Source organism: Sphingobium salicis subsp. salicis (assembly GCF_049472635.1).
Taxonomy (GTDB): domain Bacteria; phylum Pseudomonadota; class Alphaproteobacteria; order Sphingomonadales; family Sphingomonadaceae; genus Sphingobium; species Sphingobium yanoikuyae_A.
Genome location: NZ_JAYRCS010000001.1, coordinates 504,597 through 525,661 on the forward strand (window position 1 = coordinate 504,597; position 21,065 = coordinate 525,661).

Below are 21,065 nucleotides of genomic sequence, written 5' to 3' on the forward strand. Positions count from 1 at the left end.
AGACAGCGTTACAGCATGCGACGTCTGGTAACAGACTAGCTCAGATTCCTAATCTGAGGGCCATGGGTTCGAATCCCGTCGGGTGCACCATTTTCCTCCTCCGATCAGGTATCGTCGCGCCATTCGTGGAACGGCCTGATCTCGATCTCGCTGGGGCCGGGCATGGGATTGGGGCAGCGTTTCGCCCAGGCGACCGCTTCGTCCATATCGGCCACCTCCCACAGCCAGAAGCCGGCGACCAGTTCGCCGACCTGGGGAAAGGGGCCGTCGATGACGCGGCGATCGGCGCCGTCGAAGGCGATACGCTTGCCATGAGAGGAGGGGAGCAGGCCGTCGGCCATGCGCAATATGCCGGCTGCTTCCAGTTCGTCGTTGAAGCGGCCCATCGCCGCCATCATCTCCGGGTCGGGCGGGCCGCCTGCCTCGCTGTCCTGCGTTGCCTTCACCAGCACCATCACGCGCATCGATCGCCTCCCTGTCCGGACCGCAGGAGGATAAGCGAAAATGGCCGATTGCGGTAGGCGCAGTGACATCATCGGCCGGCTCACGGCGAAGCTTCAGGCGTGTGGCAAGAGAATTGCCGGCTTTCAAGCAGTTGCCGCACCTGCATGCGACGAAGCGAAGCTGCACTTTCGCGGCTGGAAGGGGGATCTTAACCTTTTGGAAAGGCACGACCTGCGAAATGAAAGCGGGGACTACGGGGCCGTATAAATGCTGAAAAAAATCCGCACCCAGGACGTGAAACTGGGGATGTTCTTGCACAAGCTGGACGGGTCGTGGTTTTCCCACCCCTTCTGGAAGCGCAAGATGCTGCTCGACGATCCCGAGCAATTGGCGGACCTGCATGCCAGCAAGGTCGAGTGGGTGACGATCGACGTGTCGCGCGGTGCGGACGTGGCTCCCGCCCAGCCGGCGCCATCCCGCGTGGTGCAGATGGCCGAGCCGCGCGAACGGCTGTTCGGCCGTGCCGGGCCGACGATCGTGCGCCGCGCCGCGCCCCAGCCGGTCGACCGTCCCTTCGATCCGCTGTCCAAGGACAAGCTGCCGATCCGCGCCGAGATGGTCCATGCCCAGCGGCTGGCGCGCAAATCGGGTCGCACCATGCGCAAGCTCTATGAGGATGTGCGGCTGGGCAAGGCGGTGAAGGCGGCCAAGCTGGAAACCATGGTCGACGAGATTTCGAGTTCGGTGCAGCGCAACCCGCACGCCTTCATGGCGATCACGCGGATGAAGAATAGCGGCGAATATCTGTATCAGCATGCGCTGTCGGTCTGCGCGCTGATGATCGGGCTTGCCCAGCAGATGCACCTATCGCCCGACGATATCCGCAAGGCTGGCCTGGCCGGCCTGCTGATGGACATGGGCATGGCCCATGTGCCGCAGGAAGTGTGGGACAAGGATGCGCCGCTGACGCCGGAGGAGTGGGACGTGGTCAAGAGCCACACCACGCTGGCGCATGAATTCCTGACCCTGGGCGGCGAAATGCCGGCGGAAGTGCTGGACGTGTGCCTCAACCATCATGAGCGGCTGGACGGCAGCGGCTATCCCAATGGCCTGGCCGGCGAGCAGATCGGCATGTTCGCGCGCATGGCCGCGATCTGTGACAGCTATGACGCCATGACGTCCAATCGCTTGCACCGCAGTGGCGAAGACCCGTCGCGTGCATTGCTGAAGATCGACGAGGATGGCGGCGCGCTGTTCGACGCGGAAATCTTCCAGGCGTTCCAGCGCGCGGTCGGCATCTATCCGATCGGATCGCTGGTGCGGCTGCGATCGCACCGGCTGGCGATCGTGGTCGAGCAGAATCCGGACGATCTGACCCTGCCCAAGGTCCGTCCCTTCTATTCGCTCTCCGACCGGGCGTTCGAGAAGAGCGAGGATATCGATCTTGGCAATTGCTTCGGCGCGGACCAGATCATCACCCGTGAGACGCCCGAAGGATGGGACATGAGCGAATGGCCGGCGATGAGCGCCAAGCTGCTGGCAGTCGCAAGCTGAAACAGGGCAGGCGGCCGGTCAGATCCGCGTCGCCTGCAACTCTTCCGTCCATTGGAGCAGGCGCTCCTTCAACCGGCGGTCGCGGCCGGCGCCCAGATCATCCGCATTCAGTCGTTCGAGAATCTCGAAGTCGAAGCCGTCTTCGCCATGGGCATTCCAGGCGTCCTGCAGGCCGGGGTGCCGATCATGGCCCAGTCGCAGGGTGAACCAGAGCCGGTTGCGGATCGTGGCGAGATTGAGCGCGCTGCCGACCCAGCGCTGGCTAGAGGGCAGGCAGGATAGGGCATAGATGCCGCTTTCGACTTTCTGCTCCCTGTAGGCGGCGATCGCGGCCCGCTTTTCCTCTTCGGTCATGAGGCGCCTTTAATATTACCCGGATATATTGGCAAATGATATTTATCCGGGTCAAATATGCCGGCTTGATTTTGCGGTCATGGGAACGATGGTCCACCCCCGTTTTCCATGGCAGATCGGGAGTTTTGCCTAAGGGAAAACCCATATGGCGCATTATTGGAACAGCCTGTCGGAGGCTTAACCAAATCCCGCAACCGGGTGAAGACATTGTCTAACTAGGCTAGTTAAGGGCCCGCCTCCTTTTGGGTCTGACAGGGTAGGCAATTCATGAAGAAGATGGGGGGCGGCGTTGCCGCCGCTGTGGTTACGCTTGCCGCGACGGGTGTTCTTGCGGCCGTTACACTATCGGGGGGCGAGGCGGATGCGCCGGACGCACGGGTGATCACCATCCCGTCATCGTCCAGTTCTGCGTCAGCCGCCAGCACGGGCGCCAGCACGACGGTGCCGACGACGACAGCGGCGCAGGCCTATGCTGCGGCGGCAGCGGCCGCCGTGCCGGCGGCTACGGCGACCAGCACGTCCAAGATTCTACCGGGCATCAATATTTCCGGCGGCGAATTTGGCGGCGCCGGCGGCAAGCTGGGCACCAACTATATCTATCCCAGCACGGCGGAAATGCGCAGCTATGCGGCGCAGGGCTTCAAGCTTCTGCGCGTGCCGTTCCGCTGGGAACGGTTGCAGCCCAATCTCTACGGCCCCTTGTCGGAGGTCGATCGCAAGGCACTGAAGTCGGTGGTGACCCAGGCCAATGCGCTGGGCCTCACGGTGATCCTGGACATGCATAATTATGGTGCGCGCCAGGTGAACGGCTCTGCGGCGCTGGTCGGCAGCGGCACGCTGGCGACGACGGCGCTGACCAATGCCTGGGTCAAGATCATGGAGGATTATCGGTCCAACCCCAAGGTCTGGATCGGCCTGATGAACGAGCCAAACCGGCAGACGGCGGCGCAATGGTGGGCCATTGCCGGGCAGGTGACCAAGGATATCCGCGCCCAGAAGATCAGCAACAAGCTGCTGATCCCCGGCACGGCCTGGACCGGGGCGCATAATTGGGTGAGTTCGGGCAATGCCGCGCAGGCGGTGAAGTTCGTCGATCCCGGCAAGAATTACGCCTTTGAAGTGCATCAATATCTGGATGCCTGGTCGACCGGCACCACCGACAAGTGCGAGGTCAAAGCAGGCCAGCGCGTGAATGCGGCGCTGACCTGGGCCGAGAAATACAAGGTGAAGCTGTTCTTCGGCGAGATTGGCGCGTCGGGCCAGCCGCAATGCGCGAAGGAATATCCCGACATGCTGCGCCGTCTGAAGACGTCATCGGCGGTGCTGGGCTGGACCGCCTGGGGCGGCGGCGCCTGGTGGGCCTATGACTATATGTTCCGCCTCCAGTCGCGCACGACTACGCCGACGGCACATATGAAGCTGCTGCTCGCCAACATGCCCTGAGGCGGGGGTTACTCCAGCGCCAGCAGGGCAAAGCTGGCCAGCCAATGTTCCCCCATATAGTCACCGGCTATATGGGGGAGCGCGGCGTCGAGATGGGCGAGTGCCGCCCGCTCGGCGATCGGCGCGATCGGCGCGTCGGCGCCCAGTGCGGCGGCGATGCCGCGCCAGCACCAGGCGCGGCTGAGGTTCAGGCCGTCGAGATGGGCGATCTTGCCGTCGCTGCGGTCCGATACGGTGGCCGGCGTAAACAGGGTGGCCGGCTGGCCGGCCAGAAGATCGGGCAGGAAGGCGCCGAACCAGGCGGCAAATTCATCGTGCGCGAGCAGCCGGCTCATCAGTAGCGCTTCGGTGAGGGCTGAGGAGAGAAATTCGTCGCCGCCCGGTTCCCAGGCCTGGCAGGCGCGGTCCTGGCCGAACCAGGCAAGGGCGCGCTCGCGGATCAGGGCCTGGAGCGCGGGATCGCGGTCCTTGGCCCAGTCATGAGCGTGGATCAGCGCGAAGCTGCTGTTGAAATGGGTGCCGACGCGCAGCGGATAGGTCATTTTCGGCAGGAAGGCGTGGAAGCGCGCGGCGAAGTCGAGCGCCAGCGGTTCGATCGCGGCGGCCCAGGGGCCGTCCTGCCGGGCGAGTTCGGCATGGAGCGCGAGCAGCCAGGCCCAGCCATAGGGCCGCTCGAACCCGCCGGCGGTCGGGCGGGTGAGGAAGGCGCGCTCGCCCGCGACCTTGTCCGGCACAAGCATCATGTCGGCGCGGGCGCGGATGGCATCGGCCTGGGCCATGTCCGGATAGAGGCGGCGCAGGCGCATCACCTGCCACCAGCCATGGACGCAACTGTGCCAGTCATAGCTGCCATGGAAGATCGGATGATGGTCGGCCGGGATGCGCGCATCCTCCGGCCCCTGATAGGTCAGGTCCATCTTGTAGGGATATTGCCGCCCCAGATGGGACAGGGTCAGCGTGGCGAAACGGTCGGCAATATCTTGGGAAAGTCGGGTCATCGGAAGGCCAGCCAATAGATCAGGAGGATGTTGACGCAGAGCAGGGGGAGGGCGGTGCCGACCTGGCGGCGGATCACGCCATATTCATCCTTGAGCTGCAGCAGCGCGGCGGGGAGGAGGTTGAAATTGGCGGCCATCGGCGTCAGCAATGTGCCGCAAAAGCCCGCGAGCATGCCGATCGCGCAGATGATCGCCGGATCGCCATGATATTGGTGGATCAGCAGCGGGATGCCGATCGCGGCAGTCATCACCGGGAAGGCGGCAAAGGCATTGCCCATGACGATGGTGAAGAGCGCCATGCCCAGGCCATAAGCGATCACCGCGCCGAGCAGGCTGCCATCGGGAATGGCGAGGCGGACGATGCCGCCGACGACATCGCCAACGCCGGCCAGCGCGAACACCGCGCCGAGGCTGGCCAGCATCTGCGGCAATATGCCCACCCAGCCGACCGAGTCCATCAATTGCCGCCCCTGTTGCAGGGCGACGATCGGCCGGGCGCGCAGCCAGGTGCAGCCGATGGCGAGTGCGATCAGGACGCCCAGCGCCAGCGAGATGAGGGTGGTCTGCTTGGGATCGATCCAGGCGGGGAACGCCTTGAACAGGAAGGTGCCGGCCAGCGCGGTGACGGGGATGACCAGGGCGATGGCGAACAGGCCATTGCCATGGCGGTCGGCCCGCGCCTGTCGCTCCGCCAGCGGCACGCCGCCGCTGCCGCGACCCAGCCCCTTGAAGCCGGCAATGGCGACGAGGCCGAGGACCAGGACGCCATTGCCGATGTCGCCGAGCCGGTCGCCTGCCCACATGCTGAGCGCCAGCAGTGCCCAGAAGGCGGCGGTGGTGAAGCGGCGCGGATTGCTGCGGTCGGCGGCGCCGAGCAGGGCATAGCCGGCGAACACCGCGCCCATCAGCGCATAGACCCAGTGGAGCGTGATCATGCGGCGTGCTCCGGTTCCTTGGCACCCTGCGCGTTCAGCCGGCGATCGAGCCGCCACAGGCGAAAGCCGTGGATCAGCAGCGCGGCGATCGCGGTCGGAATCGCCCAGACCGAGAGCTGGAGCGGTTCGAGCAAGATACCATATTGCTCCAGCAGCCCCTTGATCAGCAGGATCGAGCCGATGGCGAGGAAGATATCCTCGCCAAAGAAGACGCCGACATTGTCGGTCGCGGCGGCCCAGGCCTTGATCTCGTCGCGCTGCTCCTCATCGAGCGCACCGGCCTGTTTCTCGGCCGCGGCTTCGGCGATCGGGGCGACCAGCGGGCGCACGGTCTGGGCATGGCCGGCGACCGAGATCAGGCCCATGGCGGCCGAAATCTGGCGGGCGACCAGATAGAAGAGAAGGAAACGGCCGGTGGTGGCGCCGCGCATCCGGTCGATGAGGCCGCGTGCCCGTTCCTGAAGCCCATGCGCTTCGAGCAGGCCGATCACCGGCAGCACCACCCAGACGACCGAGACATAGCGCGAGTCGTTGAACGCCTTGCCGAAGGCGGCGAGGATGGTGAGCGGATCAAGCCCGGCGGCAAGGCCGGTGGCGATGGCCGAGGCCAGGATCACCAGCAGCGGATTGAAGCGCAACACGAAGCCCGCGACGATCAGGGCGATGCCCAGTAACACCCACATTAGTCGTTCGCGTCCCGCAGTCGTCCGTCCGTCATCGCCATGGGGTAGCGGCAATGCAGGCCGCTGGCCATAGGCGGTTGAAATCCGGTGCGATGGTCGCATCGGTCGCACCGGACCGTCGGTTCGCATCTTTTCCGAAAATCCTGATGGCCAATGACATCGGCCTGACATAGTTGGAGGAGACAGGGGCGTATCAGACGTGGACGGCCAGACCCAAAAATGGGGCGGACGTGGAATTATTCGGAGAGAGCCTTTGACCATCATGGCGATCGATTTCGAGGCGTCGTGCCTGCCCCGGCACGGACGGTCCTTCCCGATCGAAGTGGGCATAGCGGGCGGCGGCATTGCCCGCAGCTGGATCATTCGACCGCATGCGGCCTGGACCGGCTGGGACTGGACCGCCGAAGCCGAGGCGCTGCACGGCCTGTCGCGCGCCCGGATCGAGGCGGAGGGCGAGCCGGCGGACCTGGTGCTGGCGCAGCTGGCGGCCGCAGTGGCCGGCTGCCGCGTGGTCGCCGACAGTGTGATCGACCAATATTGGCTGCAGACGCTGGCCGATACGCAGGCCGTGGTGGCGCCGTTCGCGATCGATCATGTCTCATTGTTGCTGGATGAATGGGGCGCGGACGAGCCGCGGATCACGGCCGCCATGGCCCATGCCGATGCGCTGCATAGCGCGCGGCACCGCGCCGTGGCCGATGCGCTGTGGCTTTCCGGGCTGATCGAGGCCCTGTCGGGGGTGGCGCGACCGCTTCAGGCCAGTCCGGTGATCGCAAGGGTCGCTTGACGGCATGCTGCGACACAGCAATAATTTGTAACGTTCGGCATATTGGGGAGACATTCTCCCTGCCTAAACCCGTCGGAAGGATCCCGCTTATTGCTGGATATTGTCTGTTTCGAAGGGAAGCCACCCATGTTGCCGATCCTTGCCAGTGTCGCGGCGCTCGCCGCTTCGTCCACCCCGATCCACAGCGCCGAACTGACCCACGGCGCTCAGGCCTATACGGCCAGCTATCACACCGCATCGTCGGTGCGCTTCACCCAGGTCGAGCCGCGCTTCGGCAATCGCAACGCCATCCCGGTCTGCCGCTGGCAGGCTGATGTGCGCGTCGACCGCGCCGTCGCGGCCCAGGGCCAGTCGGTGCCGGCCTTCGGCAAGGCGGTCCATCGCTTCGCCCCGCTGTCGGGCAGCTATGCCGGCACCTGCGCCGCTGCCCGCAGCCAGGTGGACGCAGAGGTCACCCGCTATGCCAGCGCCCGCAATGCCGAGGCCGTGTCGGTCGCGCAGCAGGACCGTGCCGTGCTGGTGAATGAACTGGACAGCGTACGCGCGCTGACCGTGAAGGGCTGATGAGTCCACCGCTGATACTGGTCGCCGAGACGCAGCAGGATTTGCGGCACAAGGTGCGCGAATTCCTGGAGCAGAGCGGGTTTCGCGCTCTGCCTGCGGCCTCGTCGAGCGATATATTCAGTGCCATGGACCGGATGCCGGTCGGCGCGGTCGTGCTGGATGCAGGACTGCGCGGGCCGGACGGCATGGACCTGTGCCGCGACGTGCGTGAGCGTAGCGATGTGCCGATCATCCTGGTCGGCGCCGACAGCAGCGAGGTGGACCGGGTGGTCGGCCTGGAACTGGGCGCCGACGATTACATGGCCAAACCCTATTCGACCCGCGAACTGGCGGCGCGGCTGCGCGCCGTGCTGCGGCGCGGGCGGAGCGAACGGGCGCTGGGCCTGCGGCGCCAGACCCAGGCGCGCTTCGACGACTGGGTGGTCGATTTCGCCCGGCGCGAAGTGACCGACCCGGCCGGCGCGCTGGTCGAACTGACGGCGGCGGAATTTTCGCTGCTCGCCGTGTTGCTGGATCATGCCCAGGCGGTGATTGCCCGTGCGCGGCTGATGGAACTGGCGGGCGTGCGCGATGCGCCCTCGTCCGACCGCAGTGTCGACGTGCTGATCAGCCGGTTGCGGCGCAAGCTGTCCCATGAGGGGCGGCCCGCCGCGATCGTGACTGTTCGTGGCGTCGGATACATGTTCAGCGCGGTCGTCGACCGGCGCTGACCCCCTCGAAAAGGCGCGCTGATGGCGGTTTTCCGCCATTTGGCGCGCCTGTCGGGCGCTTTGCATCCCAGACATGATTTTTAACAATTCCGCTGCGCCGCAGCAAAATCTGCTGCGTATTTTGCAAGCTAGGCCGGTCCGCCCCCTGACCGGCAACGCAATAGCAATAAGAGGATGAAAGCCATGAACGAGCTTATCGGTCGTGTATTCAGTTTCGAGACCAAGGTCTTCCCGAACGAAAGCACGCTCTACAATCAGTTGGCCAGCCATGGTCAGAGCCCCAAGGCGCTGATGATCTCCTGCGCCGACTCGCGCATCGTTCCCGAGCACATCATGCAGGCCCAGCCGGGCGACCTGTTCGTCTGCCGCAACGCCGGCAACATCGTGCCGCCGCATGACAGCCAGCTGGGCGGCGTGACCGCCACGGTCGAATATGCCGTGATGGTGCTGGGCGTGCGCGACATCATCGTGTGCGGTCACAGCGACTGCGGCGCGATGAAGGCGCTGGCCACCGACGCCGACCTGACCGGCATGCCCAATGTCGCCGCCTGGCTGCGCCACAGTCATGCCGCGCAGAAGCTGTGCCGCGAATCCTATCCTGCCGACCTGGATGCCGCCGAAAAGCTGCGCAACATGGCGCTGGAAAATGTCGTCGTACAGCTGTCGCACCTGCGCACCCATCCGTCGGTCGCGTCGGGCATCGCCCGCGGCGAGATCGCCCTGCATGGCTGGTATGTCGACATCCATGCCGGCCAGGTCCTGGGCCTGGACGGTGAAACCGGCCGTTTCTCGGTGCTGCGCGAAGGGCAGAAGCTGCCCGTGGCGCTGCCGCATGGGCGTCGCCTGGCCGGCGAATCGCTCATCGCACAAGCTGCGGAGTAAATCATGTTGAAGGCCTTTTCCGGCGGCACGTTCAGCCGCGACTTCACGGCGTCGATCGTCGTGTTCCTGGTGGCCATGCCGCTGTGCATGGGCATCGCCATTGCCTCCGGCGTGCCGCCGGAAAAAGGCCTGATCACCGGCATCATCGGCGGCCTGGTCGTCGGCCTGCTGGCGGGGTCGCCGCTGCAGGTCAGCGGTCCGGCGGCCGGTCTTGCGGTCATCGTCTTTGAAATCGTGCGGGAACAGGGGCTGTCGGCCCTTGGCCCCATCCTGATCCTGGCAGGCGCGATCCAGATCGTGGCCGGCCTGCTGAAGGTTGGCGGCTGGTTCCGCGCCATTTCGCCGGCCGTCGTGCATGGCATGCTGGCGGGCATCGGCGTGCTGATCGTCGTCGGCCAGTTCCATGTGCTGTTCGATGACAAGCCGCTGTCGAGCGGCCTGCACAATCTGATCGCGATGCCGGGCCAGATTCTGGGCCTGACCAATCAGGATGCCGCCACCGCCTTCGCTGTCGGCCTGGTCACCATCGGCGCGATGCTGGGTTGGGAGAAGTTCCGCCCTGCATCGATGAAGCTGGTGCCGGGTGCGCTGGTTGGCGTTGTCGCCGCGACGCTGGTGGCCTTCGCGCTCGGCCTGCCGGTCGCCCGTGTTGTCGTGCCGGAATCGATCCTGTCCGCCATCAGCCTGCCCGAACAGGGCCTGCTGGCGCAGCTGATGAGCCCGACCATCATCACCACCGCCATTGCCATCGCCTTCATCGCCAGTGCCGAGACTTTGCTGTCGGCGGCGGCGGTCGACCGCATGCATGATGGCGTGCGCACCAATTACAACCGCGAACTGAGCGCGCAGGGCGTGGGCAACCTGCTCTGCGGCGTGGCTGGCGCGCTGCCGATGACCGGCGTCATCGTCCGCTCGTCCGCCAACGTCCAGGCCGGCGCCAAGACCCGCCTGTCGGCGATCCTGCATGGTGCCTGGATCCTGGGCTTCGTCGCCCTGCTGCCCTGGCTGCTGCGCGAAGTGCCGATGGCGGCGCTGGCCGGCATTCTGGTCGTGACCGGTTTCCGCCTCGTCAGCCTGTCGCACGTCAAGCATCTGTTCCACCTTTATGGTCCGCTGCCGGCGATCGTGTGGGCCGCGACGCTGATCTGCGTCGTCGCGACCGACCTGCTGACCGGCGTGCTGGTGGGTATCGGCCTGTCGCTGATCGAACTGATCCCCCATGCCAGTCGCCTGCGCCTGGGCGTCGAGGAAGCCAGCCGCGGCGATGCGCATGAAGTGGCGCTGCACGGCACGGCGAGCTTCCTGAGCCTGCCCAAGCTGTCGGCCAAGCTGGAATCGGTGCCGGCGGGACAGCTGGTCATCCTCAATGTCGAGCGCCTGACCCATATCGACCATACCTGCGCCGAAATGGTGCGCGAATGGGCCGATCGTCGCACCGGCGCGGGCGCCAAGGTGGAGCTGTTCGGCGCGACCGGACGGATGCGCCAGCTCGTCGCATGACACGAGCCTGCATGACAGAAAAGCCGCTGCATCCCCGGATGTGGCGGCTTTTTCATGTTCAGATGCAATCTGGACATCAAATAGAAACAATATGAATGGTCTTTGGAAAAGAACCGTGATCGCTATATCACAGCGCCTCTCTTCCCTTGTGCAGATGCGAAGATAGAGGTTTGCGCCGGCGGCTGGCAAGAATAGGCCAATAGACATCCGCCGGTACGGAAGACGATTTAAAACAGATCTTCGGGCCGCGGATGCAGGACGGAACATTCTTTCGTAAAAGGGGAATGTTCATGAAGTATCAAATCGCTTGTGCCGCTCTGGCTCTGATGTCGAGTGCGCCGGCCTTCGCCCAGGAAGAACCCGCAGGCCCGGTCACCGTGACCGGCAGCGTCGGCCTGGTTTCCGATTATCGCTTCCGTGGTGTTTCGCAGTCCGATCGCGGCATGGCGATCCAGGGCGGCCTGACCGCAACCCATGAAAGCGGCGTCTATGTCGGCACCTGGGGTTCCAACCTGTCGGGCTGGGGCACCTTTGGCGGCGCCAACATGGAACTGGACCTGTTCGCAGGCTATGCCATTCCTCTGGGTGACAGCGGCGCGACGCTGGACCTCGGCCTGACCTGGTACATGTACCCGTCGGGCGCCGACAAGACCGACTTCGCCGAACCCTATGTGAAGCTGTCGAGTCAGGTCGGCCCGGTCAAGGGTCTGCTCGGTGTGGCTTATGCCCCCAAGCAGGAAGCGCTGGGCAAGTGGTGCAGCGACGCCGATTGCACCATCTATAAGCCGGGTGACAAGGAAGATAATTTCTACATCTGGGGCGATGTCAGCGGTGCGATCCCTAACACCCCGGTCAGCCTGAAGGCGCATCTGGGCTGGTCGAACGGCAATAGCGGCCTGGGCCCGAACGGCACGTCGGTCGCGCCGACCGGCAAATATCTCGACTGGCTGGTCGGTGCCGACCTGGCCGTGCCGGGCACGCCGCTCACGCTGAGCATCGCCTATGTCGACACCGACATTGCCCGCGTCGAGGAAAATTATCTGCGTCCCAACTTCCAGGTCGCGGACGGCGACAATTTCGGCAAGTCGATCGCACGCAGCACGGTCGTCTTCTCGATCTCGGCCGCTTTCTGATCTTTACGGATCGGGCCCGTTCGCGCGGGCCCGATCTGCTGTATTTCCGGGCCTTATCTTGTGCCGAGCTGTCGCCGGCGTGACAAATTGTTGCTGTGGTCCCCGTCAACTGTTTCGGCAGCAAGCTGCGGTTGACCCTCCACCGGTCGCTGCTTATCTCCCAACATCATGAACAGCCTGATGTTGCTCCGCGCATGACCGCCCCCTCGATCATCCTTGTCGAAGACGATCCGCCGCTCCGCACGCTGACGGCGCGCGCGTTGCAGGAACATGGCTATCAGGTCCGTCCGGCCTCGTCCGGTCCGGAAATGTGGGTGGCCTTCGATGCCGGCCCGGTCGACCTGGTCGTGCTGGACGTCATGCTGCCCGGCACCAACGGCATCGACCTGTGCCGCCAGATCCGTCGCAAGAGCGACGTGCCCATCATCTTCATCAGCGCCAAGGGCAGCGAGACCGACCGTATCGTCGGGCTGGAACTGGGCGCCGACGATTATCTGCCAAAGCCCTTTGGCACGCGCGAGCTGATCGCCCGTATCCGCGCCATCCTGCGCCGCGTCGGCGTTGAGCGGGGGCCGGACGAGCAGCGCGAGAATGAAGCGCGCTTCGACGGCTGGATCGTCAACTTCCCCCGCCGTGAACTGCGGTCGCCGACCGGCGCGATCGTCGACCTGACCGGTGCCGAGTTCGACCTGCTGGGCAGCTTCCTCAGCCATCCGCAGCGGGTGATCGCGCGCGAGCGGCTGATCGAATTGTCGCGCACCCGCATGGGTGACAGCAGCGACCGCAGCATCGACGTGCTGGTCAGCCGCCTGCGCCGCAAGCTGTCGACCGAGGACCGGCCCGCGCCGATCACCACGGTGCGCGGCGTCGGCTACATGTTCAACGCGGAAGTCGCGCGCGCTTGAGACGACAGCGGTTCAGCCGGTCGCTCGGGCTGGTCGGCCGCATCTTTGGCATATTGCTGCTGACCGTCCTGCTGGAATTCGTGGTCGGCACGCTCATCTATGAGCGCGCCAGCCATTTGTCGCTGCAGGATGACGAGGCGCGCCGCCTGGCCGAGCATCTGGTGATCGCGCGCAAGCTGGTGGCCAAGGCGCCGGTCAGCCAGCGCGGCGGGGTCAGCGCGCAGCTGACCACCGACCGCTATGATATCCACTGGACGCTGGCCGCGCCGCCGCCGCCGCCGCTGTCGCCCGAACTGGCGCGGATGCGGCAGCAGATCGTCGACTGGGAACCCAGCCTGCATGAATCGCGGCTGTGGCTGCGGCTGAATTCGCCCGGACGCTCCTCGCAGATCAATGGCGGGCTGCAGCTGACGGATGGCAGCTGGCTCTATTTCGGCATGCACCATAGCGGCGGCAAATGGGCCTTCACCTTCGGCCGCTTCGGTCTGGCGCTGATCCCGGTGCTGGCGCTGCTGATTGCGGGCGGCGTGCTGATCCGGCGGACCCTGGCGCCGCTGCGCGACCTCACTCATGCGACCAAGCGGATCGGCCTGGCCCAGCAGGTGGCGGTGGCGGAAGCGGGCACCAATGATGTGCGCAACCTGATCCGCGCCTTCAACGCGATGCAGACCCGCATCCATCGCCTGATCAACGAGCGGACCGAGACGCTGGCGGCGGTCGGCCACGATATGCGCACGCCGCTCGCGCGGCTGCAATTGCGGCTGGAAGCGGTGGACGACCCCGAAATCCGCGAGGCGATGGGCGAGGATCTGGCCGAGATGGGCGAGATGATCGAGTCCGTGCTGGCCTTTCTGGGCGGCGAGAAGAATCCGGAGCCGGCGGTGCGGATCGACGTGGCGGTCACGATCGCGACGGTGGTCGACGCCTTCCAGGATCATGGCGACGATGTGATCTATGACGGGCCGGACCATCTGGAAATGGAGGTCCGCCCGCTGTCGCTGCGCCGCGCTGTGCGCAACCTGATCGAGAATGCGCTCCATTATGGGGTGCGTGCGCGGGTCAGCGTGGCGCGGCACGATAATGAGGTGCTGATCCGCGTCGATGATGATGGCCCCGGCATTCCGCGCGACCGGCTGGAGGAGGTGCTGAAACCCTTCCATCGGCTGGATACCGCGCGTCAGCGCAACACGCGCGGCATGGGGCTGGGCCTGGCCATCGTCGCCAAGACGGTGGAGCAGGAGGGCGGTCGCCTGACGCTGGCCAACCGACCCGAGGGCGGGCTGCGCGTCGAAATCTGCCTCTATCTGAACAGGCCGGAAGCCAAGGTCTGATCGGCCTCCTGGCGCGTTCGGCAAAGAGAATCTCGCTACCCCCAAGCAAAACTCGTTTATCCTGGCGCGCAGACGCGGGTTATTCCGGTTGCCCATCGGACAAGAGGCGCAGGGAATGGCGGACGGCGATATGCAGGGTGAAGGCGTGGGCTATTGGGATCTGGACCGGCTGGTCACGGACCTGGCCGCCGCGCGCAGTCGCTGGCGGCAGGAACAGCAGCATCATGCCGAATATGGCGCCGAAGGATTCCCGTCTCGCGCCAATCTGGTGAAGATCACCGGTGCGCTGTGCGGCGCGCTGTTCCCGCTGCGGCTGGGACCGAGCTTCGTGCGACTGCATAATGAGGACGCCTATGTCGCCGAGACGCTGCAGACCGTGCTCAGCCGCCTCTATGGCCAGATCCGGCTCGAACTCATCTATGCGATGAAGGATGACCCGATCGTCGCGGTCGACGCGGCGGCGGCGCGGATCATCGGCGAATTCGCGCACAGCCTGCCGGCGCTGCGCACCCTGCTCGACAGCGATGTCGAGGCGGCCTTCCTGGGCGATCCGGCCGCGCGCAGCGTGGACGAGGTGCTGATCTGCTACCCCTCGATGCTGGCGATCATCCATCATCGGCTGGCGCACCGCCTCTATGAACTGGGCGCGCCGCTGGTGGCGCGGATCATTTCCGAGATCGCCCATTCCCATACCGGCATCGACATCCATCCCGGCGCGCGCATCGGCCACGGCTTCTTCATCGACCATGGCACCGGCGTCGTCATCGGCGAGACGGCGATCGTCGGCGATCGGGTGCGGCTCTATCAGGGCGTGACGCTGGGCGCGCGCAGCTTCCCCTCGGACGAGAAGGGCGCGCTCGAAAAGGCGCAGCCGCGCCATCCGATCATCGAGGATGATGTCGTCATCTATGCCGGCGCGACGGTGCTGGGCCGGATCATCATCGGCAGCCGGTCGGTCATCGGCGGGAATGTCTGGCTGACCGAAAGCGTGCCGGCCGACAGCAATGTGCGCCAGGCCAAGGCCCGGCATGAAGTGACCAGCCGGGTGGAAGTGTCCGCCCCGCACCGCGTCCATGCGCTGCTGGAAAGCACGGACGGGATCGGCGAGAATATCTGATCCTCCCCCTTTGACGGGGGAGGATCGGCAAGGGCTTATTGCCCGGTGCAGCTGTCGTCCTTGCCGGCGACCAGGTCGAGGCAGCGGCCGTCAATCTGGTCCTTGGGCACGGGCAGCTTGATCAGCGCGGCGAGGCTGGGGAGGATGTCCACCGTCTCGACGCCCAGCGGCTGCTCGAAATGCTGCATGCCCTTGCGCCAGAACAGGATCGGCACGCGGCGATCGGTATCCCAGGGCGAACCATGGGTGGCGACCGAGCCCATCACCGCCTGTTCGGGGATCGACATCACGCGCGGCTTGAGCAGCAGCAGCAGGTCGCCCGAGCGGCTGGGGTAGAAGCTGGCGCGCGCTTCCTGGATCAGGCTCCAGCTTTCGGGCGGACCCGAGGGCGAGGGGGTGGCGGCGATTTCCGCCTTGGTGAAGACGGTCTGCACCTGCGGATGGGCGCGCAGATATTTGAGCGCTTCGGTCTCGACCCTAGCACGCTGCGCGGCGGTCAGGCCCTTGTCATAATAGATGTCACCCGACGGGCCATCGCTCCAGATCACCTTCTTGCCGGGCAGGCCGGCCTTCTCGGCGATGGTGGCGTTGAGCGCCTTGGGCGTCAGGGCCATGTCGACGCGCTGTTCCATCGGCATCGCGTTCATGCGGTGACGCTCGGGAAGGTCATGGCCGCCATGGTCGGCGGTCAGCACCACGACATAGTCGATGCCGTCCTTGTCGAGCTTGTCGAAGAAGGCGCCTAGTTCGGTGTCGAGCCGGTCGACCTGGATGCAGCTTTCGGTGCCTTCGGTGCCGAAGGTGTGGCCGACATAGTCGGTCGCCGACAGGCCGATCGAGATGATGTCGGTCTGCGCCTGCTTGCCCAACTGCATGCTCTCGATCGCAGCGGCGGCGAAGGCGAGGGTCATCGCATCCTGCTCGGGCGAGATGCGGAAGCCCTTATAGTCGCCCGCGTCACGCGCGAAGCGGCCGGTGCCCACGGTGCGGTTGCCGGCCTGGACCGGGAAATCCTTCGACACGCACTGGGCGGGCAGTTCAAAGCCGGGGTTGGGCTGGGCGAGGCGCTGGGCGAAGGCCTGGTTGACCTTGGTGACGAGCGGGGTGGGGGCGACGCCCTTGTAGCTGACATAGCCCTGCGGCCCGCCGAGCCACCAGACCTGATCGGCGGTCGCGCCGCCCATCATGATCGCGGCGCGATCCTTGCCGGCGACCGACACGACGCGGGTGGCGGGGTTGGCTGCCTTCATCCGGCCGCCGAGCGTCGGCACCTTGAGGTGCAGGGGCGAGGCTTCGTACTTGTCGCTGCTGCTGCCCGGCTGGCTTTCATCCTCGGCGCAATAGAGGCTCTTGTCCTCACGCTTGGCGTCGAGGTCGAACCAGTTATTGGCGATGATGCCGGTGCGCGACGGGCGGCTGCCGGTCAGGATGGTCGAGTGGCCGGGGCAGGTCTCGGTCGCGGCGTGGCTCTGATAGCCGCGCGGGAAGACCGCGCCTTCGCTGGTCAGGCGCTTGAGGCCGCCGGTATAATATTGGCGATATTCGCTGAACAGGTCGGCCGAAAACTGGTCGACCGAGATGGCGACGATCAGCTTGGGCGGAGTCGCGGCAATGCTGCGGGCGGGCGGTGCAGGAGCGGCTGCAGGCGCGGGGCCCTGCGCCACGACGGGCATGGCAGTGGCGAGCAACAGTGCAGCGGCGACGTGTTTCAACATTATGGGTACCTTCTCATGCCTTGACGGCGGATAGGGAGCGACCTAGCCCCCTTGCATCCACCCGACCAGAGGCCCGATGCGGATTTTTCAAGTCATATTCGTGACGCTCGCCATGCTGGCGGGACTGTCGATCGCATCGCCTGCGGTGGAGGCCCAGGCGGCCTTTGGCGGCGGCCCGGCGCATATCGCCGCGCAACTGATGGCCGAAAGCACAGCGCCCGCGCCCGGCAAGGGCACGACCATCGCCTTCGCCATGAAGCCGGAAAAGGGCTGGCACGGTTATTGGGAAAATCCGGGCGATGCGGGCCTGGGCATGACCGTGACCTGGACCCTGCCCAAGGGCGTGACGATCGGCGCGCTGCGCTATCCGGTGCCCGAGACGCTGCTGATTTCGGGCCTGATGAACCATGTCTATGAAGGCCCCTATGCGGTGCTCGCCAATCTGGGCGTGGCGCCGGACGTGGCGGCGGGCACCCGCCTGCCGATCCGGGTGAAGGCGGAATGGCTGGCCTGCACCGACAAGATCTGCGTGCCCGAAAGTGGCGAACTGGCGCTGGAACTGGTTGCGGGCGATGGCAAGGTGGTGCCGGCGATGCAGGCGCGCTTCGATGGCTGGCGCAGCCATCTGCCCCGGCCGCTGGGCAGCGAGGCAACCTATCAGATCGTCGATGGCAAGCTGCGCCTGTCGGTGCCGTTCCCCGCCGATGCGCAGGCGCGCGACGTCCATCTCTTCCCGTTGAGCGACGGGCTGGCCCGCTTCGCCGCCGCGCAGAAGGTCAGCCGCGAGGGCGACCGGCTGCTGGTCGAGACGGATGCGGGCGAGGGCTTCAAGGGCGGCGCTGCGCAGGCGGTGCTGCGGACCGGCGACCATGTCGGCTTCCTGCTGACGGCCAAGTCCGGTGAGGTGGCCGAGATCGCGGCCAAGGGGCTGGCGGGCACGATATTGCTGGCGCTGGGCGGAGCGATATTGGGCGGGCTGCTGCTCAACGTCATGCCCTGCGTCTTCCCGATCCTCGGATTGAAGGCCCTGAGCCTGGCCAAGGCAGGTGGCGACGAGCGGGCGGCGCGTCGCGAGGCGCTGGCTTACACCCTTGGCGTGATCATCGCCTGTCTGGCTTTGGGCGGCCTGCTGTTGGGGCTGCGCGCGGCGGGCAGCGCGGTCGGCTGGGCCTTCCAGTTGCAGGATCCGCGCATCATTCTGGCGCTGCTGTTGCTCGTCAGCGCGATCGCCTTCAACCTTGCCGGCCTGTTCGACCTGCCGGCCTTTGGCGGGGGCGGCCAACTGGCAGGGAAGGGCGGCATGGTCGGCGCCTTCTGGACCGGCGCGCTGGTTGCTTTCGTCGCGACGCCCTGCACCGGGCCGTTCATGGGCGCGGCGATGGGCACGGCGCTGGTGCTGCCCCTGGGCGCGGCGCTGGCGATCTTTGCGGGGCTGGGGCTGGGGCTGGCGCTGCCTTTCCTGTTGCTCGCTTATCTGCCCGCGCTGCGCAATCGCCTGCCGCGGCCCGGCGCATGGATGGGCCGGTTGCAGCGCATCCTGTCGATCCCGATGTTCCTGACGGCGCTGGGCCTTGCCTGGCTGCTGGGGCAGCAGCGCGGGGTCGGTGGCATGACCATCGGTTTGGGCGCGGCGCTGGCGCTGGTGCTGCTGCTCTGGTGGCTGGGCATGCGCCAGCGGGCCGGGCGCGGCGGCTGGTTGCAGGTCGGTGTCGGCGCGGCGATCCTGCTGGTGGGGGCAGCGATGCTGTTGCCAGCCCGAGCGCCGGCGGTTGCGGCAGCGGGCGAGGGCGCGGTCGTCGCCTTCGATGCGGAAAAGCTCGACGGGCTGCGCGCCGCGAACAAGCCGGTCTTTCTCTATTTCACCGCCGACTGGTGCCTGACCTGCAAGGCCAATGAGGCCGCCGCGATCGAGCGGGCGGAGGTGCGTGCGGCGTTCGAGAAGGCGGGCGTCACCGTCATGATGGGCGACTGGACCAATGCCGATCCGGCGATTACCCGCTTCCTCGAAGCGCAGGGCCGTTCGGGCGTGCCGCTCTACCTCTGGTATGCACCGGGCAAGGAGGCCCAGACATTGCCGCAGCTATTGACCCCGTCGACCCTCACCGGCCTGGTGCGCTGATGGCGAAGATCCGTGCCGACCAGTTGCTCGTCGACAATGGCCTTGCCGAAAGCCGGGCGCGGGCGCAGGCGCTGATCCTCGCCGGCCTGGTCTATCTGGGCGACAAGAAGGTCGAGAAGGCGGGGCAGCAAGTGGCGGCTGATGCCGAACTGGACGTGCGCGGGCGCGACCATCCCTGGGTCTCGCGCGGCGGCATCAAGCTTGCCCATGCGATCGATGAATATGGCATCGACGTCACCGGTTTCGTCGCGATCGACGTCGGCAGCTCGACCGGCGGCTTTACCGACGTGCTGCTGACCAAGGGCGCGGCAAAGGTCTATGCCGTCGACAGCGGCACAAACCAGCTTGCGTGGAAGCTGCGCTCGGACGATCGCGTCATCGTTCATGAACAGACCAGCGCCCGCATCCTGACCGACGCCCATATTCCGGAACCTGTTGACATCATCGTGTGCGACGCCAGCTTCATCAGCCTGGCCAAGGTGCTGGAAAAGCCGATCACCTTCGCCCGGCCCGGCGCGCAGCTGATCGCCCTCATCAAGCCGCAGTTCGAGGCAGGGCGCGAGGAAGTGGGCAAGGGCGGCGTGGTGCGCGACCCCGCCATCCACCAGCGCGTCTGCGACGAGGTCGCTGCCTGGGTCCGTGAGAAGGGCTGGGAAGTGCTTGGAATCACGACCAGTCCGATCACCGGGCCACAGGGAAATGTCGAATTTCTGATTCACGCGCGGCTTGGCGGATAATCGCGCCAGCTTCGTTACCCGCCCTGCGATACATTTTGACACATTCCATGCGGTTGTGTCCGTCACAAAGGCCCGTTAGCCCCTCGTCATGCGCTCGACCCTGCCTGTCATTCTCGTTGCCCTTTGTCTTGCCGGTTGCGGCGGAGAGAAGGAAAAGAAAGCTCGCCCGCCGGCTCTGGTGGAGGCGGTGGCGATTGCGCCCACCCGCTTCACCGACAATGTCGAGGCGGTCGGCACCGCGCTCGCCAATGAGCAGGTGATATTGTCCGCGCCGGTGACCGAGCGGATCGATGTGCTGAACTTCACCGATGGCGGCTTCGTGTCCAAGGGGCAGGTGATCGCCCGCATGGCCGTGGGCCAGGAAAAGGCCGAACTGGCCGCCGCCGAGGCGACTGCGCTGCAGGCCGACCAGCAGTTGAAGCGTATCCAGGCGCTAAAGTCGCGCGGCTTTGCCACCGGCGCCACGGTCGAGCAGCAGATTGCGCTCGCCAGCAGCGCCCGTGCCAATGCCGACCTCGCCCGCGCCGGCATCGGCGACCGCACCATCCGCGCGCCGTTCAGCGGCTGGGTATCGTTGCGCACGGTCTCGCCCGGCGCGGTCATCACCGCCGGCACCGCGATCGCCACGGTCAGCGACATTTCGCGGATCAAGCTGGACTTCACCGTGCCCGAAACGCGGCTGTCGATGATCCGCGAGGGCATGCCGATCAAGGCGGTGTCCGCCGCCTGGCCCGACCGGCCGTTCAATGGCACGATCGCAACGATCGACCCGGTGATCGATCCCGCCACCCGCGCCGTGCGCGTCCGAGCGATCATGCCCAATCCCGACAAGGCGCTGAAGCCTGGCATGCTGCTGACGGTCAGCGTCTTCTCGCGCGAGCGCCAGTCGCTCGGTGTGCCCGAACTGGCCGTGATCGGCGATGGAGACGAACGCTTCGTCTTCGTGCTGGACGGTCGCACCGCCAAGCGGACCAAGGTCGAAACCGGCATCCGCCAGCACGGCCTGGTCGAGATTTTGGGCGGCGTGAAGGCCGGGCAGCAGATCGTGACCGAAGGCGTGGTGAAGCTGACCGATGGCGCACCGGTGCGCCTGGCCGGCGACAAGAAGGGTGATGGCGACAAGGGCGGCAAGGCCGCCAAGGCCGCCGGCTAAG

The 21,065-nt window shown here is 65.9% G+C and carries 20 protein-coding genes and 1 tRNA gene; 15 read left to right on the forward strand and 6 right to left on the reverse strand.

Annotation, left to right across the window (positions count from 1 at the left end):
* Positions 1-13 precede the first annotated feature (13 nt).
* Positions 14-90, forward strand: a tRNA-Arg gene (locus VHN57_RS02550).
* A 14-nt stretch (positions 91-104) separates the two neighbouring features.
* On the opposite strand, the gene VHN57_RS02555 is transcribed toward VHN57_RS02550, so the two are convergent.
* Positions 105-464 (reverse strand): YciI family protein, encoded by a 360-nt coding sequence (locus tag VHN57_RS02555; RefSeq protein WP_278984688.1) that lies wholly within the window; start codon positions 462-464, stop codon positions 105-107.
* Between the two features lie 247 nt (positions 465-711).
* On the opposite strand from VHN57_RS02555, the gene VHN57_RS02560 reads away from it, so the two are divergent.
* Positions 712-1,998 carry an HD-GYP domain-containing protein gene (locus VHN57_RS02560; RefSeq protein WP_278984686.1) on the forward strand — a complete coding sequence of 429 codons (1,287 nt, stop codon included), beginning with the start codon at positions 712-714 and terminating at the stop codon, positions 1,996-1,998.
* A gap of 18 nt (positions 1,999-2,016) precedes the next feature.
* On the opposite strand, the gene VHN57_RS02565 is transcribed toward VHN57_RS02560, so the two are convergent.
* The gene (locus VHN57_RS02565) at positions 2,017-2,352 is read right to left on the reverse strand and encodes a GIY-YIG nuclease family protein (RefSeq protein ID WP_278984684.1); all 336 of its coding nucleotides are present in this window, start codon (positions 2,350-2,352) and stop codon (positions 2,017-2,019) included.
* A 267-nt stretch (positions 2,353-2,619) separates the two neighbouring features.
* Between VHN57_RS02565 and VHN57_RS02570 the strand changes: the two genes are divergently transcribed.
* Positions 2,620-3,795 carry a glycoside hydrolase family 5 protein gene (locus VHN57_RS02570; protein WP_278984682.1) on the forward strand — a complete coding sequence of 392 codons (1,176 nt, stop codon included), beginning with the start codon at positions 2,620-2,622 and terminating at the stop codon, positions 3,793-3,795.
* Between the two features lie 8 nt (positions 3,796-3,803).
* Here the strand turns inward: VHN57_RS02570 and VHN57_RS02575 are convergent, their stop codons facing one another.
* The 3 genes from VHN57_RS02575 to VHN57_RS02585 are packed head-to-tail and all read right to left on the reverse strand — an operon-like array spanning position 3,804 to position 6,411.
* Entirely contained in the window at positions 3,804-4,793 is a 990-nt protein-coding gene (locus tag VHN57_RS02575; RefSeq protein WP_278984681.1) for a DUF2891 domain-containing protein, read from the reverse strand.
* On the reverse strand, positions 4,790-5,728 hold the full coding sequence (locus tag VHN57_RS02580) for a DUF979 domain-containing protein (RefSeq protein ID WP_278984679.1): 939 nt from the start codon (positions 5,726-5,728) through the stop codon (positions 4,790-4,792). The genes VHN57_RS02575 and VHN57_RS02580 overlap by 4 nt, the downstream gene beginning before the upstream one ends.
* Complete coding sequence (locus VHN57_RS02585) at positions 5,725-6,411, reverse strand: DUF969 domain-containing protein (protein ID WP_214866187.1); 687 nt, start codon at positions 6,409-6,411, stop codon at positions 5,725-5,727. Before VHN57_RS02585 ends, VHN57_RS02580 begins: the two co-directional genes overlap by 4 nt.
* Before the next feature lie 262 nt (positions 6,412-6,673).
* Here VHN57_RS02585 and VHN57_RS02590 point away from each other — a divergent pair, with 262 nt between their 5' ends.
* From VHN57_RS02590 to epsC, 9 genes are all read left to right on the forward strand, one after another.
* Positions 6,674-7,198 (forward strand): hypothetical protein, encoded by a 525-nt coding sequence (locus VHN57_RS02590; RefSeq protein ID WP_278984677.1) that lies wholly within the window; start codon positions 6,674-6,676, stop codon positions 7,196-7,198.
* A gap of 126 nt (positions 7,199-7,324) precedes the next feature.
* Entirely contained in the window at positions 7,325-7,762 is a 438-nt protein-coding gene (locus VHN57_RS02595; protein WP_278984675.1) for a hypothetical protein, read from the forward strand.
* The gene (locus VHN57_RS02600; protein WP_004211073.1) at positions 7,762-8,472 is read left to right on the forward strand and encodes a winged helix-turn-helix domain-containing protein; all 711 of its coding nucleotides are present in this window, start codon (positions 7,762-7,764) and stop codon (positions 8,470-8,472) included. The genes VHN57_RS02595 and VHN57_RS02600 overlap by 1 nt, the downstream gene beginning before the upstream one ends.
* 183 nt (positions 8,473-8,655) lie before the next feature.
* Entirely contained in the window at positions 8,656-9,354 is a 699-nt protein-coding gene (locus VHN57_RS02605; RefSeq protein WP_004211075.1) for a carbonic anhydrase, read from the forward strand.
* A gap of 3 nt (positions 9,355-9,357) precedes the next feature.
* Positions 9,358-10,854: a SulP family inorganic anion transporter gene (locus VHN57_RS02610; protein WP_004211076.1), complete on the forward strand. Its 1,497-nt coding sequence runs from the start codon at positions 9,358-9,360 to the stop codon at positions 10,852-10,854.
* A 284-nt stretch (positions 10,855-11,138) separates the two neighbouring features.
* Positions 11,139-11,987: a TorF family putative porin gene (locus VHN57_RS02615; RefSeq protein WP_010337000.1), complete on the forward strand. Its 849-nt coding sequence runs from the start codon at positions 11,139-11,141 to the stop codon at positions 11,985-11,987.
* A gap of 194 nt (positions 11,988-12,181) precedes the next feature.
* A complete protein-coding gene (locus VHN57_RS02620; RefSeq protein WP_004211079.1) occupies positions 12,182-12,892 on the forward strand; it encodes a response regulator in 711 nt (236 codons plus the stop codon).
* Positions 12,889-14,223, forward strand: coding sequence for an ATP-binding protein (locus VHN57_RS02625; protein ID WP_278984672.1), 1,335 nt, complete (start codon positions 12,889-12,891; stop codon positions 14,221-14,223). Before VHN57_RS02620 ends, VHN57_RS02625 begins: the two co-directional genes overlap by 4 nt.
* Before the next feature lie 115 nt (positions 14,224-14,338).
* Positions 14,339-15,340: a serine O-acetyltransferase EpsC gene (gene epsC, locus VHN57_RS02630; RefSeq protein WP_278392364.1), complete on the forward strand. Its 1,002-nt coding sequence runs from the start codon at positions 14,339-14,341 to the stop codon at positions 15,338-15,340.
* Positions 15,341-15,375: 35 nt separating this feature from the next.
* On the opposite strand, the gene VHN57_RS02635 is transcribed toward epsC, so the two are convergent.
* A complete protein-coding gene (locus VHN57_RS02635) occupies positions 15,376-17,055 on the reverse strand; it encodes an alkaline phosphatase family protein (protein WP_423282657.1) in 1,680 nt (559 codons plus the stop codon).
* A 76-nt stretch (positions 17,056-17,131) separates the two neighbouring features.
* Between VHN57_RS02635 and VHN57_RS02640 the strand changes: the two genes are divergently transcribed.
* The 3 genes from VHN57_RS02640 (at position 17,132) to VHN57_RS02650 (ending at position 21,064) form a co-directional block, all read left to right on the forward strand.
* A complete protein-coding gene (locus VHN57_RS02640) occupies positions 17,132-19,174 on the forward strand; it encodes a protein-disulfide reductase DsbD family protein (protein WP_278984668.1) in 2,043 nt (680 codons plus the stop codon).
* Entirely contained in the window at positions 19,174-19,911 is a 738-nt protein-coding gene (locus VHN57_RS02645) for a TlyA family RNA methyltransferase (protein WP_278984666.1), read from the forward strand. The genes VHN57_RS02640 and VHN57_RS02645 overlap by 1 nt, the downstream gene beginning before the upstream one ends.
* 88 nt (positions 19,912-19,999) lie before the next feature.
* Positions 20,000-21,064 (forward strand): efflux RND transporter periplasmic adaptor subunit, encoded by a 1,065-nt coding sequence (locus VHN57_RS02650; protein ID WP_278984664.1) that lies wholly within the window; start codon positions 20,000-20,002, stop codon positions 21,062-21,064.
* Position 21,065: the final 1 nt, after the last annotated feature.

What these genes read in the sequence shown, in the direction of transcription:
- VHN57_RS02640 (WP_278984668.1), top strand. Translation starts at nt 17,132, where the DNA reads ATGCGGATTTTTCAAGTCATATTCGTGACGCTCGCCATGCTGGCGGGA.
- VHN57_RS02595 (WP_278984675.1), top strand. Translation starts at nt 7,325, where the DNA reads ATGTTGCCGATCCTTGCCAGTGTCGCGGCGCTCGCCGCTTCGTCCACC.
- VHN57_RS02555 (WP_278984688.1), bottom strand. Translation starts at nt 464, where the DNA reads ATGCGCGTGATGGTGCTGGTGAAGGCAACGCAGGACAGCGAGGCAGGC.
- VHN57_RS02585 (WP_214866187.1), bottom strand. Translation starts at nt 6,411, where the DNA reads ATGTGGGTGTTACTGGGCATCGCCCTGATCGTCGCGGGCTTCGTGTTG.
- epsC (WP_278392364.1), top strand. Translation starts at nt 14,339, where the DNA reads ATGGCGGACGGCGATATGCAGGGTGAAGGCGTGGGCTATTGGGATCTG.
- VHN57_RS02565 (WP_278984684.1), bottom strand. Translation starts at nt 2,352, where the DNA reads ATGACCGAAGAGGAAAAGCGGGCCGCGATCGCCGCCTACAGGGAGCAG.
- VHN57_RS02580 (WP_278984679.1), bottom strand. Translation starts at nt 5,728, where the DNA reads ATGATCACGCTCCACTGGGTCTATGCGCTGATGGGCGCGGTGTTCGCC.
- VHN57_RS02560 (WP_278984686.1), top strand. Translation starts at nt 712, where the DNA reads ATGCTGAAAAAAATCCGCACCCAGGACGTGAAACTGGGGATGTTCTTG.
- VHN57_RS02605 (WP_004211075.1), top strand. Translation starts at nt 8,656, where the DNA reads ATGAACGAGCTTATCGGTCGTGTATTCAGTTTCGAGACCAAGGTCTTC.
- VHN57_RS02590 (WP_278984677.1), top strand. Translation starts at nt 6,674, where the DNA reads ATGGCGATCGATTTCGAGGCGTCGTGCCTGCCCCGGCACGGACGGTCC.
- VHN57_RS02620 (WP_004211079.1), top strand. Translation starts at nt 12,182, where the DNA reads ATGACCGCCCCCTCGATCATCCTTGTCGAAGACGATCCGCCGCTCCGC.
- VHN57_RS02600 (WP_004211073.1), top strand. Translation starts at nt 7,762, where the DNA reads ATGAGTCCACCGCTGATACTGGTCGCCGAGACGCAGCAGGATTTGCGG.
- VHN57_RS02635 (WP_423282657.1), bottom strand. Translation starts at nt 17,055, where the DNA reads ATGTTGAAACACGTCGCCGCTGCACTGTTGCTCGCCACTGCCATGCCC.
- VHN57_RS02645 (WP_278984666.1), top strand. Translation starts at nt 19,174, where the DNA reads ATGGCGAAGATCCGTGCCGACCAGTTGCTCGTCGACAATGGCCTTGCC.
- VHN57_RS02570 (WP_278984682.1), top strand. Translation starts at nt 2,620, where the DNA reads ATGAAGAAGATGGGGGGCGGCGTTGCCGCCGCTGTGGTTACGCTTGCC.
- VHN57_RS02650 (WP_278984664.1), top strand. Translation starts at nt 20,000, where the DNA reads ATGCGCTCGACCCTGCCTGTCATTCTCGTTGCCCTTTGTCTTGCCGGT.
- VHN57_RS02575 (WP_278984681.1), bottom strand. Translation starts at nt 4,793, where the DNA reads ATGACCCGACTTTCCCAAGATATTGCCGACCGTTTCGCCACGCTGACC.
- VHN57_RS02615 (WP_010337000.1), top strand. Translation starts at nt 11,139, where the DNA reads ATGTTCATGAAGTATCAAATCGCTTGTGCCGCTCTGGCTCTGATGTCG.
- VHN57_RS02610 (WP_004211076.1), top strand. Translation starts at nt 9,358, where the DNA reads ATGTTGAAGGCCTTTTCCGGCGGCACGTTCAGCCGCGACTTCACGGCG.